6 protein-coding genes and 1 pseudogene are annotated in these 16,784 nt (G+C 56.9%); 2 read left to right on the top strand and 5 right to left on the bottom strand.

The annotated features are described in order from the left end of the window. Nucleotides 1-766: 766 nt before the first annotated feature. Nucleotides 767-1,570, bottom strand: a complete 804-nt coding sequence (locus HDF16_RS28965; RefSeq protein WP_184224270.1) for a TIGR03435 family protein — start codon at nt 1,568-1,570, stop codon at nt 767-769. A gap of 361 nt (nt 1,571-1,931) precedes the next feature. Here HDF16_RS28965 and HDF16_RS28960 point away from each other — a divergent pair, with 361 nt between their 5' ends. Beyond that, nucleotides 1,932-4,595 carry a VWA domain-containing protein gene (locus HDF16_RS28960; RefSeq protein WP_184224268.1) on the top strand — a complete coding sequence of 888 codons (2,664 nt, stop codon included), beginning with the start codon at nt 1,932-1,934 and terminating at the stop codon, nt 4,593-4,595. Nucleotides 4,596-4,906: 311 nt separating this feature from the next. On the opposite strand, the gene HDF16_RS28955 is transcribed toward HDF16_RS28960, so the two are convergent. The 4 genes and pseudogenes from HDF16_RS28955 to HDF16_RS31090 all read right to left on the bottom strand — a co-directional run bounded on the left by HDF16_RS28955 (nt 4,907) and on the right by HDF16_RS31090 (nt 7,649). Further along, nucleotides 4,907-5,824 carry a TIGR03435 family protein gene (locus tag HDF16_RS28955; RefSeq protein WP_184224266.1) on the bottom strand — a complete coding sequence of 306 codons (918 nt, stop codon included), beginning with the start codon at nt 5,822-5,824 and terminating at the stop codon, nt 4,907-4,909. A 183-nt stretch (nt 5,825-6,007) separates the two neighbouring features. Then, nucleotides 6,008-6,790, bottom strand: coding sequence for a TIGR03435 family protein (locus HDF16_RS28950; RefSeq protein ID WP_184224264.1), 783 nt, complete (start codon nt 6,788-6,790; stop codon nt 6,008-6,010). A 235-nt stretch (nt 6,791-7,025) separates the two neighbouring features. Continuing rightward, nucleotides 7,026-7,440: pseudogene (locus HDF16_RS28945) on the bottom strand (IS30 family transposase); the annotation flags it as partial. Further along, nucleotides 7,425-7,649, bottom strand: a complete 225-nt coding sequence (locus HDF16_RS31090) for a helix-turn-helix domain-containing protein (RefSeq protein ID WP_246410461.1) — start codon at nt 7,647-7,649, stop codon at nt 7,425-7,427. The gene HDF16_RS31090 and the pseudogene HDF16_RS28945, both read right to left, overlap by 16 nt. 719 nt (nt 7,650-8,368) lie before the next feature. Here HDF16_RS31090 and HDF16_RS28940 point away from each other — a divergent pair. Then, the gene (locus HDF16_RS28940; protein ID WP_221313382.1) at nt 8,369-16,390 is read left to right on the top strand and encodes a protease pro-enzyme activation domain-containing protein; all 8,022 of its coding nucleotides are present in this window, start codon (nt 8,369-8,371) and stop codon (nt 16,388-16,390) included. The last annotated feature ends 394 nt before the right edge of the window (nt 16,391-16,784 follow it).

Below are 16,784 nucleotides of genomic sequence, written 5' to 3'. Positions count from 1 at the left end.
GCAGAAAGACCATGACGTCTCTCTTGTCTCATACACACCACCTCTCAAGAAATGATCTAAATCAGATGGTGTTGCATCGACCGGTTGAGACCGCCGTTGTTTTCGGAAACCTCGCTGCCGAATCTTCAGAAAAAGCGCTTTGGGGAACAGGACTCGATGGTTAGAGCTTTTCCAGGTACAAGCCTAGTTCCGAAACCGGCATGAGGCTACGGAAGTAATACGAGGGCGACCGAAAGAGGATTGCCCATTCGCCTGAGTTTTCCGCCTCGAGACCCTGGCACCATTCTGGCAGGACAGAGGGAATGCTGCTAATCGCTATGTACGTTCGCTCCCAGGAGTAGCCACCGGCTCCTACGCTACCATCGAAAGCAATCACTCTGACACCGTAGCGTACGCCCTCGATCACGTTGGAAAATGAAGAGCTGCGGGCTAAAACTTTGCCCGATCCATCGAGATCTCTTGGAAGAGTGGTATCGAGGAATTTGAAATCGATTCCCGAAGCCAGTTCTTTGATTGCTGCCTTCCGTTTCCGGCTGCGTCTCAGCGTTATGAGTATCCACGTAGCTATCAAGACTCCAAAGATACCGATGAACATAGGCCATGATAGTCAGTCCGCGCGGGTCAGCCCTTTCAGGCAACTTGCGGCGCCCGGAAAGTCGGTTACCGGAAAAAGTGAGTCCCGATTTGCGGCTCCGGTCGGCAGTTGCCGAAAACCCCGTTTTCAAAGAACAGCCATAAAAAGGCGTGCATCGTAAGAAGCAGCAATTCAGTTTGCAGTTGGCAGGTTGGCTTCATCGATCACAAGCACAGGAACAGGTTCCTTCGCTGGGATCAGCTTCAGTCCCAGCTGCTCCTGAATCACCGTAAACGGTGATGGGGATTGCTCACCGTCCGGAGCGATCTTGAGTGTGAAGTTCCATCTGCCTTCGAGTCCGGTCTTGTTAAGGATGGGACGGTCGATCTGTCCCGAACCGAGAACGCCCGAAATCTGTTTGGTGATCTCGTCCATCGTCTCTCCGAAAGCTCGTGCTGTCTCCCCAGACATAGTAAAGATGCCGATCCGCGGATAGCCTTTCGGCAGATCTGTGGCTTCTGCGTCGCTTGCCGCAGCCATAGGCTGGAGCTTATGACCGCCGTTGGCGATCACCAAATCGTAAACAGGCTCGACCCGCATTTCTTGATGGACTTTCAGTCCGAAGCGGTCGGCTAGAACGCCCTGAATCATCGCACTCCGTTGCTCCCGCGTAAGTGCCTTCACCCGATCTAGGTCTACAGGATCAATCGTTGCGTCCAGTGCCCAGACCTTGTCGACAATCCATTTGGGACCCTGCACAACGAACTCGTACCGGACGGAGTAAGCCTGTGAAACCAAGGCTTGGAGATTCAAGAAGCAGCGTAAGCGTGCGGGCTGTGGGTCGCAACCCATAAACGGCGGACTTTCGGGCGCGGGGTGGACAGCCGCAGTCTCGTATTGTGGCGGCGAGGCTGTTGATGGCGACTGCGCAATCGCTCCAATGCAACCCACTCCGAGGATCGCGGCAGCAACCGTGGCACGCGGCAACAAGCTCAAGATGGACTCCGACAATCCTCAAGATGTGAGCGAATCCTTAGCCTCGCGGCATCCGCCCCAATCTCTGCTTGTGAATACTACCGCAGCGCCCCAGCTTAGTAAGGTGTCGATGGGACCGCGCTCTACCTAGCTCCATGAACGTCGGGGTTTTCGGTAGTCACGCCGCTGTGGCCTCTTAGGCGGGTCGAAGCTTCCGAAAACTCCGTCTTCGAGCGCAAAGATGTACTCGGTTGAAATGCTGGTTTCAGAGTACAAGCGTGGCCAATCAATACTGAAGCCAGAGTTTCAGAAAGCACGTGTGACAGGCCGCGTGGACTATTCTTTGCGGAGTATGATTTTTAGGTCTTCGAGGAGGCCTCTTGTGCGTTCGCTGCTCCTGGCTCTTGCAATTGATTTGTGTGCAGTCGCCGGTCTCTGGGCTCAAACAACGCCGGAACTGGTCAGGCGAACCCCTGAATCTGAAGCAAAGAAGCAACAAGCAGATCGGCGTGTGACGCTGGATATTCAAGCGACCGACTTAGCGGGAAAGCCGGTCGGCGGACTGAACGCTGGCGATTTCACCCTACTTGACCAAGGCGAAGCCCGCCCACTGACCTCTCTTCACGAGATTAATGGACCGGACTCACGGCCGGTGGAAGCGGTCCTGGTAGTCGATGCAATGAATTCTATCTTTGAAGATGTAGGATTCATCCGGGATGGCGTGGACTCCTTTCTGAGGCGAGACGCAGGGCATCTTCCGCTTCCTGTATCGATCGTGTTTGTGGCGGACACAGGGGTTAAGGTAATTAAGGCGTCGACAGATGGCGTGGGACTCGCCAACGACTTCAAGAAGCTTCAGACGCCAAACAAGGTATTAGGCTCCGAACAAGGTATAGGCGGCGCGATGGATCGAGCTCAACGCTCTCTCCACGCCCTGCAAATGCTCAGTGCCTACGAGGTGACAAAACCAGGACGAAAGCTGGTGATCTGGCTGGGGCCGGGATGGCCTTTGCTCGCAGGCGCTAGAAGCGGCTCACCAAGCAAAGAGAACCAAAACAGATATTACGGTTCCATAGTGGATATCACGACCGCTGTAAGGCGAGCTCACATGACTCTTTACAGCGTCGCACCACTCAATCTTTCACACGGCGACCCACAATCTGCCTTCTTGTTTCAGAGCTATCTGAAGGGTGTCACGAGTCCTGCCCAGGCAGACTCCCCGCAACTGGGCGTGCAAGTACTGGCCATTCACTCAGGCGGCTTAGCACTCTACAAGAGTGGTGATCTGGTGAGCCAAATCGGGCGTTGTCTTGCTGATGCCAATGGATACTACGAAGCCACCTTTGATGCTGCAGCAGGAGAACCTCTCGGTCAGTATCGGGCACTTGAAATGAGGGTTATTAGCCGCCCAGGGATAACCGTTCGAACCAATACTGCCTACTATGCCGGACCTCCACAATCCACTACAGGCTCAGCGATCTCGAGTTCTGACATCCCTCAAGCCCCGTTGCGAGCGCAAACTCGCCTGGTTACCCTCGACGTCACGATTCTGGACAGCGGAGGCTTGCCGGTTACGGGCCTGAAAGCAGATGATTTTAAACTGCAGGATGCCGGTCGTCTCCAGAAGGTCGCTCACTTTGAAGAACATGTCGCCGTCGAAGGCCGGAGATCGCCGCAGTCTTTGTCTGCCACTCTGGTAGACAACATGGCGGCCAGCAACAAACCGCCCGATGGGACGTTGTGGAACGTCATCGCAGTGGATCTCATTAATACCCCTAAAGAAGATCGCGGCCACCTACAGGACCAGTTAGAGGCTTTCGCCAAGTTAATGCCGCCGGGCACTCCGGTGGCGCTGGTCTCCATGGCAGATGGAATCAAGGTGCTGAGCCCGTTCCTGGCAGGGCAGTCGGAACTACTGTCCTCTTTAAAGAAAGGACTCGGACCTCTAGATGTCGGCGGCCCTGCAAACATCGTTGAGCGAGGCGAGATCGCGGAAACAATCGACGCTGAGCACCTGGACAGCCTTCAACAAAAGGCGAATATCGATGTCGAACGGCAAGCCCAGAGGGCGCAGATGACATTGGAGGACTTCGGTTTCATCGCCAAGTGGCTCGGAGCCTATGCCGGCAAAAAAAACGTCTTCTGGCTGTCGTCGGGATTTCCAATCGAAGCGAAACCGCTGGGCAGCGCCATATACAACAGCCTTGCTGCATCCACAAAGGGGCAGCAATTGCCCATGCAGGACGAGACCGACCAGCAACTTGAAGCTGCTCGCGTTGCGATTTATCCGCTCGATGTACGCGGAGGAGCTGTCGCCGACATTGAGGGCGAAACCAGCGCCGACACAACAGGCGCGTGCAGAACATGCTTTAGCAAGGATAGTGACCTGAAGATCGGCCAGCGATCAGAGATGCTGGAGATTGCGCATGCGACCGGCGGCGTTGCAACTTTCAGCGGCAACCTTACAAAGAGCCTACTGCAGGGGGTACAGCAGAGTCAGAGCTATTACACGCTTTCGTATACGCCGGACGACAAATCTTGGGACGGCGCTTATCACCGTTTCGAGGTCGCGGTGGAGCGGCCACGCGTTCGGATGATTTATCGGCAAGGGTACTACGCACGCAATGCGCATGCGAAACAGCCTCCAACCGCGGCTGAGTTCAGAGACGCGCTAAGTCCGAGTGTGCCTTCCGCAACATCGCTGCTGTTTAATGTCAAATCCCTCTCAATAAACGAGTCTGCAGAGTTCCAGTATGTGATCGACCCGTCGACTGTGCAATTTACCCAAGGCACAGATGGCAAGCTCCAAGCAGATTTGGATTGTGCAATTCTGGAATTTGATACCAGAGGCAAAGCGGTTGAGAAGTCCTTGATCCGGCTTTCTTATAGCAGGGATCTCGCACAGCAGACTAGCTCTTCCGCTGAGACAATCGCTGCAAGGCAGAGCATCGCGCTCAAACCGGGCGCAACCGTGTTGGTTTTTGGTATTCGAGATCGTTCGACTGGAGAGTTCGGGACATTGAAGCTTACAATCCCGGCGCACTAACCTATGATTTCGCGTGGACTCAACGCGGCCATCGATTGCAAATGTCCACTCAAATCACGTTATCGGCAATCTCAAATTCTCCGGCCGTCGAGACGGTGCGTTTATGAGAACGACAGGCATTGCATTTTCGCTCGGGCGGCTGGAGGCAGCTCGTCTGAATGCCCTCCACATGGGCGCTACGGCACAGTCGAGGTATCGCAGCCTGTTTCCCGGAACCTCGTTTTCGGAGAGATTCGGATCTACTGCCCACACCGATAGTTCTCGCTCGACCGGCGAGCGAGCCACTGTCGGTTACCGCAACCGGATCGCTGCTAATTTTCTGTCGGTCTCTTAACCTGATCCACAATCAGAACTGGAATGAGCGCCCTCGATGACTTCAACCTGATGCCCAACTGCTCCTGCATACTCTCGATCACCGTAGGGCCCTGGTTCTCTGCGTTGGCGTCCGAAAGCCCTTGTCCGAACGGTTGTGCGACCTCCAACGTGTAGTCCCAGCGCCCAATCAATCCGGTCTGGTCCACTACCGGCCTCGAAATCTCTCCCGCTCCACCGGCTACGCTCCCGAGAAACTTTCCGATGAGATCCATCGGCGAATTGCGCGAACCGAACTCAGTGCCCTTTCCTTTCGGCCTGGCCGAAAATCCATAGCAGAACGGTGGATAGACCTCCGGCGAAGCTGCGGCTTCGCATGCCACGCCCTTATCGTGTGGAATCAGCTTAGGGCCAGTCTTTCCTGGCTTGATAAGCGTCATCGCAAGCACTGGCATCTCTCGTTGTTCGACGTGAAGCTTTACTCCGAACCGTTCCGCCAAGAGCGCCTGCATCATCAAACGGTATTGGTCTTTGGTTGCGTGCAGTGGAGCGGTTGCCTCGATCGCGAAACGATCACTATTCACCCAGCCCGGGAGCGCCGCGAGCATCGCGTGCCTCTCCTCGTCAGTGAGCCATAGCTTGTACGCGAATTCTAAGTAAGTCTCGATCGTGAAGTCTGCGAAGAACCGTCCATTCGGCTCTCTAAACCAATCATCCGCAGATAGGGCGAAGGTCGGTGGGCGAAACTCCCCTTTGTCTAGCCGCACCGACGCTACATCGAAGTCTGAATGTCCGCCCGCAGCCTTCTGCCACAGTGGTACTACGTCGGTTTGCGCTGGCGCCACAGCGAGCCCTAATCCAAACGCAGTCACGAGAGCGCCCGCGCGAAGCACATCCCCGATCAACGAAAGCTTCATGCCTTGCTCCCCACCACAGCACCGCAATCGAATACAGATTACTACTCAGTTCGATCCAGTCGTCTTCTCATTCCGCCAAGCCGAGCTTTGGTAGAGAACACGGTTGGCCCCGGATCGGGCCAAGTTGGCCATAACCCGTTTTCCATGAGCGGTAGTCGAGCTCTCAACCCGCTTGCGCAATTCCTAATCCGCTTGCGGCTTCAACGCGGCATCGACGACCATCGTCGAGACTGTGCCGCGCGTCGCCTCCAGCTTCAGACCCAACTGCTGCTGGATCGCTGTAAACAGCGGCGGATTCGGAGCATCATCCGGAGCTTTGGGCAATTCACCCCCATATTCTGTCTCATCCTGGGCGAACTTCAGGTCGAAGTCGTACTTCCCAGGCAGGGCTGTCCGGTTCAGGGTGGGCTTGTCCAACGTCGCGCGCTGCAGCATCGCGACAAAGTCATCCATGGTGACGCTCCGCGCCGGTACTTCGACTCTGTCGGGATACACCACCCCAATAATCTTAGGCGGATCGTCCGGCTTCGCAGCGGCCTTCAACCTCGGTCCGCCCTTTGTCAGGCTCAGCGTGTAGATCGACATCTCCTTGTCCTGGCGATGGAACTTCAACCCAAATCGCTCCACCAGCAGTGCACGAAGCATCTGCATCTGCTCCAGCCGCGTCGGCGGGACGTCCCCTGGCGTCACCGCCTCGATCGTAAAGTGCTGCGAGCCCATCCATCCTGGCGCTCCCGAAATTGTTCTCGGATTCATGTCGTAGCCCAGCGCGATCAAGGCCGACAAGGTGAAGTTCGTAGCCACCCACCGATGCGTCCCATCCATCCGGAACATCCGCCCCGCCTTCGCGTCCACGTCCACCGGCTTCACCGTCGCCACTTCAAACGCATCGAACCTGGGCCGCGGCTCCTGCGCAACCGAAAGCAGCGAGCATCCAACCGCAATCAACGCAACGAATCCCCGCATGTTCCACCCCTCCCAGCGCGTCTAGTCTACTTTCCCCTATAGCGACGCGTCGACCCGTTGGGGTAAACCATCTCCGGAAACACAGTCTCTGGGATGAGCCGTATCATGCCCCATCCACGTCACCAAATATCCGTCGACATACGCTGCGACCGAACATCTTGGGAAGTCAGTGAACGGGAGACAGTGTCGCCAATTAGCGTACAGCGCGGCGAAGTTCCTAAAATCCCGGGCGATCTCAACCGGTCGATGCAACACTGTCATGGAGTACTAGCCTGAGTTTCAAAATCCAACGTCTTGCGCGGGCGTTGATTGAGGCGCAGGGCTACCTTGTTGAGATCGGCTTGAGAGTAGCCGGATAAGTCTGTTTTCCTTGGGAAGTACTGTCTTAGGAGACCGTTGGTGTTTTCGTTGGTGCCCCGCTGCCAGGGACTCTGCGGATCACAGAAGTAGACGTTCACCTTTGTGGCCACGGTGAAGGTCTTATGTTTAGCCATCTCGAGACCTCGATCCCAGGTCAACGAGCGCCGCAGAGATGCGGGCAGCTTTAGAACCTGCCGAGTGAGCGCGGCAACGACGGTCGCCGTATCTTTGCTTGGCACTTTGACAAGGATGGTGAAGCGCGAGTGCCGTTCGACTAGGGTTGCGATGTGTCCTCACGCTCGGCCGACGTCAGCGTTCGATGCGAGCGACGACGAATGGCCGGAACGATGCCGCCGTGCTTCGAGAGCAGAAACTGAATCGAGCCATGATCCTTGTCGAAGGCACGACCAATCTCGTGCAATGACTCGCCCGCCTTCCAACGCCGCCATATCTCGCCCTTCTGCTCCGCAGAAAGACCATGCCGTCTTCCGTGTCTCATACACACCACCTCTAAAAATGATCTAAATCAGATGGTGTTGCATCGACCGGTTGAGATCGCCCCGACTTTTGGGCAATCGCATTCCGACGGACTGCCAAATCAGGGTAATGTATGTACGCGCATACGACCCCAAGGCAGAGCGCTGTGCTTGTGTTGAGACTTGCCGCATTCTTCTGGTGGGCATTTTTATGCCCGCGAAGCACAATTCACTGTTGCGGCACATCATTCTCTTCGGCGAGGATCTCTACGATGCAACAGGTTCGTTCGGAGCGCCTGCGGCTGTCTTGCTCGCCCTACTGTGTTGGCACGCGCGTTTTCCCTTGGCGGGCAAAGCGAATAGAGCAGTCCATACTATGTCCTTAGATCGCAGATTGCTGTTCCTTTTTGTGTTCTCGTCATTGTCCACACGAAGCCGTCGTCTGGGTGCAAGGGACCTTCACGTAGACAGGAAATGCATGTGTTAGTCTTTGCTTGCAAAGATTGAGCCTATTTCGCAATAGATCAGAGAATAAGCAGCTCGATGTAACTGGTAACCTGCGAGTAATCTCAATCCGCGTCCTTCCCCCATAAAACTAGTACCACTGGAGCCTATTGCCTTGGGTGACTTTCGGAGTTGTGTGCACCCTTTTTGGGTTTTTCTTTGTGCTTGCCTCCAGTGCGTTTGCGGCGGGCGGAGCAGGCGGTTTATCGGGTGTGCGATTCTGACGGTTTTTGTCGTATTGGCGGCGCGTGCAGAGAGCTCCGTACAGCGGCTCAGTGGTCATGTGCGTCCTGCGGTCTCGCAGGGGCGGGCGCAGTTGGCAGGCTCGATGCCGGACGAAGGGAAGTTGAGCTTCTCCATTGTTCTGCCGCTGCGGAATGAAGCAGACCTTGATGCATTGCTGCAGCGTTTGTACGATCCATCGAGCGCCGACTACCGGCAATTTCTTAGCGTAGCGGATTTTACCGAAAGGTTTGCTCCTACGGCTGCGGACTACGCGACGGTACTCACTTTTGCTAAGGCCAATGGCCTCGAGGTAACCGGCACGCCGGCGAATCGCATGGTTATTCCGCTGAAAGGTACGGTTGCGGCGATCAATACTGCGCTTCATGTGCGGATGAGTTTGTACCAGCACCCTACGGAAAACCGCGTTTTCTTTTCTCCGGACCGTGAGCCTTCGCTTGCCCTGAGTGTTCCGGTGGCCCATATCAGCGGACTGAACAATTTTTCCGTGCCTAAACCGATGATGCATCGAGCGGCAGATGGTCGCATGGCCGCCGCCGTAACCGGCTCGGGGCCCAACGGGTCGTACCTGGCAGGCGATATGCGTACGGCGTACTACGGCGGTACCCAGTTAACCGGCATGGGACAGGCAGTGGGCCTACTGGAGTTTGGCGGCTATGACCTGAATGATGTGAAGCAAACCTTCAGCAGCGTAGGGACAAGCTACGCTGTCCCTATCAACAATGTGCTGCTGGATGGTGCGACCGGTCTCTCGAATGGAAGTGACGGAGAGCAGGTACTGGACATCGTGCAGGCGATTGGAATGGCTCCGGGGCTAAGCCAGGTCCGGGTGTATATCGGCACAGACGATGCCGATATTCTCAACTCGATGGCATCGGAGAACATCGCGAAGTCCCTGAGTTGCTCGTGGGGCTGGTATCCGGATGATCCCGGCACCGATGACGTCTTCTTCAAGGAGTTTGCGGCCCAGGGACAAAGCTTCTTTGTGGCTTCGGGTGACTATGGCGCGTGGGACACCGAGATTGCGCCATGGGTCTATCCGGCGGAAGACGCGTATGTGACGACGGTAGGCGGAACCCATCTGACGACAGTGGGTGCGGGCGGGCCATGGCAGGCAGAGACGTCCTGGAACGGACCTCCGTATGGCAGCGGCGGGGGTATCAGCCCCGACGGTATTGCGATTCCAAGCTGGCAGACGGGCGCAGTAACGGCAGCGAATGGGGGCTCGACGTCATTCCGGAATGCTCCGGATGTCTCGATGGAGGGGGACTTCGACAATTACAACTGCGAAGAGGGCATCTGCGCTGGAGACAACGCCGGTACGAGTTTCGCCGCACCACGCTGGGCTGCGTTCACGGCTCTGATCAATCAGCAGGCTGCGGAGATGGGGACCTCGCCAGTAGGCGGCATCGGCTTTTTGAATCCCGCGCTCTATGCGATTGGCAGCGGGACGCGATACGCAAACGACTTTCACGATATCCTCACTGGCGATAACCTCACTGAAGGGCAGCCAATCTGGTTCAATGCTGGGACGGGCTATGACCTGGTGACGGGATGGGGCAGCCCCACAGGCCAGAATCTGATTAACGAGCTCGCCGGTCCGCAGACTCTTGGCTTCTGGCTTTCGGCGTCGTCTTCTACGGTCCAGGTGAATCCGGGAGGAAATGGGTCGACTTCGATCAGCATTGTGGATGCTGGAGGATTTACGGGCAAAGTGCAGCTCGCTGTGACGTCTGCATTGCCCACCGGAGTGATAGCAGCCTGGGGAACCAATCCAACGACCGGAAGCAGTGTTTTGGCGCTGACGGCGGCGAGCACAGCTACCAACACGACGACCACGCTGACCATCACGGGAACCTCCGGCAGTATCAACGAAACGACGCACGTTACCCTTGCAGTTCACCCGCCCGCGTTTTCTCTATCTGCCTCGCCGGACACTTTAGGGGTCCTTGCCGGAAGCCCAACTACAGCGAGCGTGATCGTGACACCGCTGTTTGGGTTTACAGGCAGTGTGGCCCTTACGGCCTCTGGTCTTCCTGCTGGGGTCACAGCGACGTTCGGGACCAACCCGACGAGTGGAACGACCCTCTTGACGCTTCAAGCCACCAGCGCTGCGGTGGCGGCCACAAGCAACATCACTATCACGGGTAAATCCGGGCAGTTGACGGCGACAATGATCGTTCCGATCACGGTGCTGAAGCCTACATTCAAGCTCGCGAACAATGGAGATGTGACGCTCGGAACAGGGGCTTCGGCGAGCAATACCATCTACGTGGAAAATTACTACGGTTTTCAGGGAGCTGTAACTCTGTCGGTCGCGGGCCTGCCCAGTGGTTTGTCTGCGACCTTCGGGACGAATCCGACGACGTCGGCCTCTTATCTGACTTTTACCCCAAGCAGCACGACACCTCTGGGAACCAGCACGGTAACGGTGACGGGTCAGTCCGGCAGTCTTTCGGCGACGACGACGTTCAAGGTCAACGTCGTCGCTCCAAGCTTTACGCTGACGCAATTGGGCACCGTACAGATTGGGAAAGGAACGACGACGACAGTTCCTGTCTATGTGAATCCGATGTATGGATTTACGGGTGCAGTCAATCTTGCGATCGCCGGGCTGCCGAGCGGAGTGACGGCATCGCTGACTCCGAATCCGACTCCCGGGAACAGCACGCTGACGCTGACAGCGAGCAGCACGGCAGCAATCGGCGCGAGCGCGGTGACGGTAACAGGTACGTCCGGTTCTCTGAAGGCGACGGCGAGCATGACGCTGGAGGTCTTCGTGCCGACGTTCACTCTGAGTAACAACGGACCTGTAAGCATCGCTCCGGGCACCTCAACGACAATGCCTCTCTCCGTGAACGCTTTGTATGGATTCACGGGGAGCGTAAACCTTACAGTCGCGGGACTTCCAAGCGGAATTACTGCGGCGATCTCGCCTAATCCGACGACGGGCGCTGCTTCAATCACGTTGACTGCAAGCACGGCTACGGCGTTAGGTAATGGCACATTGACAGTCACAGGAAGCTCGGGAACGCAAACTGCGACCACGTCGATCCCGTTGACGGTAGGCCTGGGGACTTTCACCTTGTATGCCTCTGGATCGGTCACTTTAGGTGTGGGGAGCTCTGCCCAGGAATCAGTGTCGATCTATCCAGGGTCTGGACTGACCGGTGGTGTGACGCTCTCTCTCGCGGGGCTTCCAAGCGGAGTTACCGCATCCATCTCCCCCAACCCGACGACTGATTATGCATTCGTGAACCTGGTCGCCGACAGTACGGCTAAACCCGGGAACTATACCGTCACTATTAACGGTACGTCGACGAACGCAAAGGCCGCTTCGACCACGTTTGCACTCACGGTGGGAGCGCCGAGCTTCACTCTTTCAAACTATGGCGGCCAGACGCAAGTGGGACAGGGATCGTCAGCGACGATCACCATCATCATGAGCCCAGTGAATGGGTTTCTCGGCACTGCTCATTTGACGGTCTCTGGTCTGCCTAGCGGAGTTATGGCGAGTTTTGCGCCTGCGCTGATCACGGGAGGGTCGAGCACGTTGATGTTTACGGCGACCAGCACGGCGACGGTAGGAACGAGTACGGTTACCGTCACAGGCACTTCGGGTTCAACGACCGCGACGACATCTTTTCCGCTGCAGGTTGGAGTTCCGACTTTCACGCTTAGCACTGGAGGTGTATCCATCACTCCGGGAGGCACGGCCAGCGGCTACGTCTCTGTGAACCCTACGTTTGGTTTTACGGGCAGCGCAACCCTCTCGGTGAGCGGGCTACCGGCTGGGGTGACCGGTTCTTTCGCTCCGGACGTCGTAACCGGGAATTCCCAGCTAAATCTGACGGCCAGCGGCACGGCTGCGATGGGGGTTTCGACGGTGACGGTGACGGGTGTTTCGGGATCGGTGAAGGCAACGAGCACGTTCTTACTCACGATCGCGCCGGGCACCTTTTATCTCCAGGCGGGTAATGGATTTGCACAATTCGCAGCGGGAGCGACGGTTACCAGTACTGTCTCGGTGCTTTGGTCCAATCCGGTTACAACGGGCGATGTTGTTCTTGGCATCTCCGGATTGCCCGCGGGTGTGACCGCAACCTTCTCTCCGACTTCAACGAGCACCACAAGCGTGCTGACGCTGATCGCAGCAAGCACGGCAGCAACGGGTAATACAAATCTTACGATTACGGGAACTCTGGGAAAGACGACAACGACAACAAACTTTCAGATCCAGATCCAACCAATGTCATTTTCACTCTCAGGGCCATACAGTTACACGATTGGCCAGGGGCAGAGCGCAACTACTTCGATTTACATCACACCGGTCTCCGGCTTCACTGGGACAGTCAATCTGTCGGCCAGCGGTCTTCCGGCCGGGGTTACGGCGTCGTTTTCGCCGACCGCAACGCAGACCGGTTCCACTTTAACTTTGACGGCCAGCAGCACTGCGGCGCTGGCAGGCAGCGTTGTTACGATCACGGGAACGTCCGGCTCGGTCACCGCATCGACCCAGTTTCCGCTTACAGTGTCTCCGCTGTCCTTCAATCTTGGAATCGGAAGCACATCGTTGGGGCTGGGGACATCGTCACCGGTTTCGGTCTATGTCCAGGGACAGAACGGATTTTCTGGAGCCGTCACCCTCGCCGTCTCTGGGCTACCGAGTGGTGTCACTGCAACGGTCTCGCCGAACCCAGCGACTTCCAACGCCACCATTACGTTGACGGCATCGGCGTCCGCAAGCGTTGGACAGTACAACGCGGTCGTTACCGGTACTTCTGGCAAGCTGACGGCATCCAGTCTGCTGAACATCACGGTTGCCGCGCCGTCGTTCACACTTAGCAGCTACGGCGGACTTTCATTGGGCCAAGGGGCGTCGACGCAGACCAGTGTTCAAGTTAACCCTCTCAATGGATTTACCGGAAGCGTCCAGCTTTCGGTTACGGGACTTCCCAGCGGGGTCAGCGCCTCCTTCCTGCCGACTCCCACAAACAGCAACAGCACGCTGACTTTGACGGCTAGTACTACGGCTCCTCTGGGGCAATACAACGCAACACTCGTCGGGACTTACGGCACGCAAATCGTGACGATTCCACTAAACCTCTCGATCTATGCACCAAAGTTCACCCTGTCGACCTATCAGGCGCCGACTTTGGCTCCTGGGTCGAGCACCCCGATTTCTGTCGGGATCTCATCGATGTACGGCTTCAGCGGCGCAGTCCATCTTAGCGCGTCCGGGCTGCCGGCCGGGGTGACTGCGACCTTCTCCCCTGCCTCTGCAACGACTCAGAGCACGCTCACGTTTACGGCTGCGACGTCTGCAATCGCGGGTGAGTCCAACATCACAGTCAGCGGCGTCTCGGGGACAGCAACATCGACGGTCATTGTGCCTCTTACCATTGCGGCGCCAACCTTCACGCTCTGGGGTCAAGGCATATCTGTCGGTATCGGATCATCCAACAGCGGGACCATTTATGTCTCAACGAACAATGGATTTACGCAACCTGTGCAATTCGCCGCTTCGGGCGTGCCAAGCGGGATTACGGTTGGCTTCTCGCCGAATCCCGGAACCGGGAGCACGGTCATGACTGTGGCTGCCGCGAAGACGCTTGTCGCCGGGCAGTACCTTTTTACCGTGACAGGCACTGGAGGAGGACAGACGGCGACCTCGCAGGTCCAGGTCGATGCAGGAGTACCATCTTTCACTCTGTACGCCTACAGCGTGTCTGTCAGCGCGGGAAGCTCCTCGAATGAATATATTTCTGTATCTCCCACCTATGGCTTTAGCGGAGCGGTCCAGTTTTCTGCGACCGGACTACCGGCAGGCGTGACCGCGTCGTTCTCCCCGTCCTCCTCGACGAGTAGTACAAATATGACGCTGAATACAACGACCGCCGTGAAGCCGGGGCAATATAACTTGAATGTCGTTGGCACATCGGGTTCGCAGGTCAAAACGGCACCTGTCGTGCTCACGGTGCTGGCGCCGAGCTTTTCGGTCGCGGACTACGATGCTCCACTCGTGGGGCAGGGCAACACCGTTACGACCTATGTATACGTGCAGAGCCAGACCGGATTTGAGGGGAGTGTCAACCTCTCCATCACCGGCTTGCCGAGCGGTGTAACGGCGGCTTTTTCGCCAAATCCGGCGACGAATAGCAGTATCTTGAGTCTTACTGCGTCGAGCACGACGTCGGTTGGCCAGTACACGGCCACAGTGAAGGGTACTTCAGGTGCCTTAAGCGCGACGACACAACTGAACTTTACGGTGGGCACACCCTCCTTCTCTCTTTCAACGTACGGCGGTATACAGATCGGGGCGGGGACGACGGGGCAGCAATACATCTCGGAGAATCCGGCGTTCGGATTTGCAGGCAGCGTCCAGTATTCTGTTTCGGGCCTCCCTGCAGGAGTGACTGGTACTTTCTCACCCGTGACGTCGACGAGCGGGACGAGTCTTGTCTTGGCTGTAGCCAGCACGGTTCAGCCAGGTCAGTACAGCTTTACCGTCACCGGAAAATCCGGTTCGTTGGTCGTGTCCGTGCCTGTTTCCGTTCTGGTTGTCAGCCCCGCCTTCACGTTGAACGTCTATGGCGGGACCAGTATCGGTCGAGGCACATCCGGCACAGTCAATGTTTACATCAACGGACAGAATGGGTTTACGGGAGCTGTTCAACTCACGGCATCCGGTCTGCCTAGCGGCGTGACTGCAACCATCTCTCCGAATCCGGCGACGGGCACAAGCGTCCTCACCCTGACGGCATCAAGCGCGGCGAGCCTTGGGCAGTACACCGTGACGCTCAAGGGTGTATCCGGGACACAAAGCGCTTCGACGGCATTCACTGTCGGCGTCTACGTACCGACGTTCCAGCTGGGAAGCACAGGGAATTCCTTGAATATCGGGCAGGGAACATCGGCTGGAAGCTATATCACGATCAACAATCTTTACGGGTTCACCGGCCAGGTTCAGTTGAGCGTATCGGGGCTACCCGCCGGCGTGACAGCAACCTTTTCTGCGAACCCGACGACGAGCCAAAGTCTTCTGACGCTCACCGCATCGAGCACAGCAGCCCTGGCCCAGAGCACTCTGACGATCACAGGAACGTCAGGGACACAGACTGCTACAACGACGTTGCAGCTGGGTATCTATGCGCCCACCTTCAGCATCACTGGGGGCACAGCGGTAAGTCTCTTCCAAGGCAGCTCTACGACAGACTATCTGTATATCAATGCTCCGTATGGCCTCACCGCCCCGGTGCAACTCGCCCTCACGGGGTTACCAAGCGGGGTGACAGCGTCGATCTCCCCCAACCCAACTACATACTCCAGCGCCGTGACGCTCAGTGCGGCGAGCAACGTAGTTCCCGGACTGTACTCGATCACGGTCAGTGGAACTTCGGGTGCTCAGAGTGCAACCAGCGGATTCACCCTGTACGTACCTACGGTGGCGACGACCACAACCGCGACCATCAATACGACCTCGTTCCCTGAATCTTCTCCTGGAAGCGTCTCTGTTCATGTGAGCTGCAACTCGGCCTGCGGGAAAGTGCTTTATCAAGAAGATGGTGCGAACTGGGCGACTGTCACACTCGATGCGAACGGCAACTACAGTTCCCATGGCAGCTTGCCGAACGCAACGCCCGGGCAGCATACGATGACCGTTACCTACCTCGGGAACGCTCAGTATGCGGCCTCCACCTCCAACACGGTCAGCTTCACCATCCTGCCTCCGGCAACGACCACTACCGCGACGATCAATACGGCCTCGTTCCCGGCATCTGCCCCTGGAAGTGTCTCTGTTCATGTGAGCTGCAACTCGGCTTGCGGAAAAGTGCTCTTCCAGGAAGATGGTGCGAACTGGGCGACTGTCACACTTGATGCGAACGGCAACTACAGTTCCCACGGCAGCTTGCCGAACACAACGGTGGGACAGCACACAATGACCGTTACCTACCTCGGTAGCGCACAGTATGCGAGCTCCATGTCGAACACGGTCAACTTCACCATTCTGCAGTAGGGTAGCGACTGAATGAAGTACCGCAGCAATCAGAACATTAGCTGCTAAGGCTCACCCTTGTTTCGCCCAGGGCTACGGAGTCCGCGACGAGCAAAGAAATAATGAGTGGCTGAAGTAGAAGGGCGGGAGCCGTTGGAGCGAAAGCATCCCCTCCTAATTCACGCAAAAACGGGGTTATCTGGAGATTCGCCTTTGATTGCCGTCCGGGTGCCCTATCGACGGCTGCGAGCCGAACTTTCCCAAAACATCGGGCGGTCTCAACCGGTCGATGCAACACCATCTGATCTAGATCATTTCTTAGAGGTGGTGTGTATGAGACAAGAGAGACGTCATGGTCTTTCTGCGGAGCAGAAGTCCGAGATTTGGCGGCGTTGGAAAGCGGGCGAGTCGTTAC

It is taken from the genome of Granulicella aggregans (assembly GCF_014203275.1).
Classification (GTDB): Bacteria; Acidobacteriota; Terriglobia; order Terriglobales; family Acidobacteriaceae; genus Edaphobacter.
This window is presented reverse-complemented; position numbering and strand designations above follow the sequence as displayed.

What these genes read in the sequence shown, in the direction of transcription:
- HDF16_RS28955 (WP_184224266.1), bottom strand. Translation starts at nt 5,824, where the DNA reads ATGAAGCTTTCGTTGATCGGGGATGTGCTTCGCGCGGGCGCTCTCGTG.
- HDF16_RS28950 (WP_184224264.1), bottom strand. Translation starts at nt 6,790, where the DNA reads ATGCGGGGATTCGTTGCGTTGATTGCGGTTGGATGCTCGCTGCTTTCG.
- HDF16_RS31090 (WP_246410461.1), bottom strand. Translation starts at nt 7,649, where the DNA reads ATGAGACACGGAAGACGGCATGGTCTTTCTGCGGAGCAGAAGGGCGAG.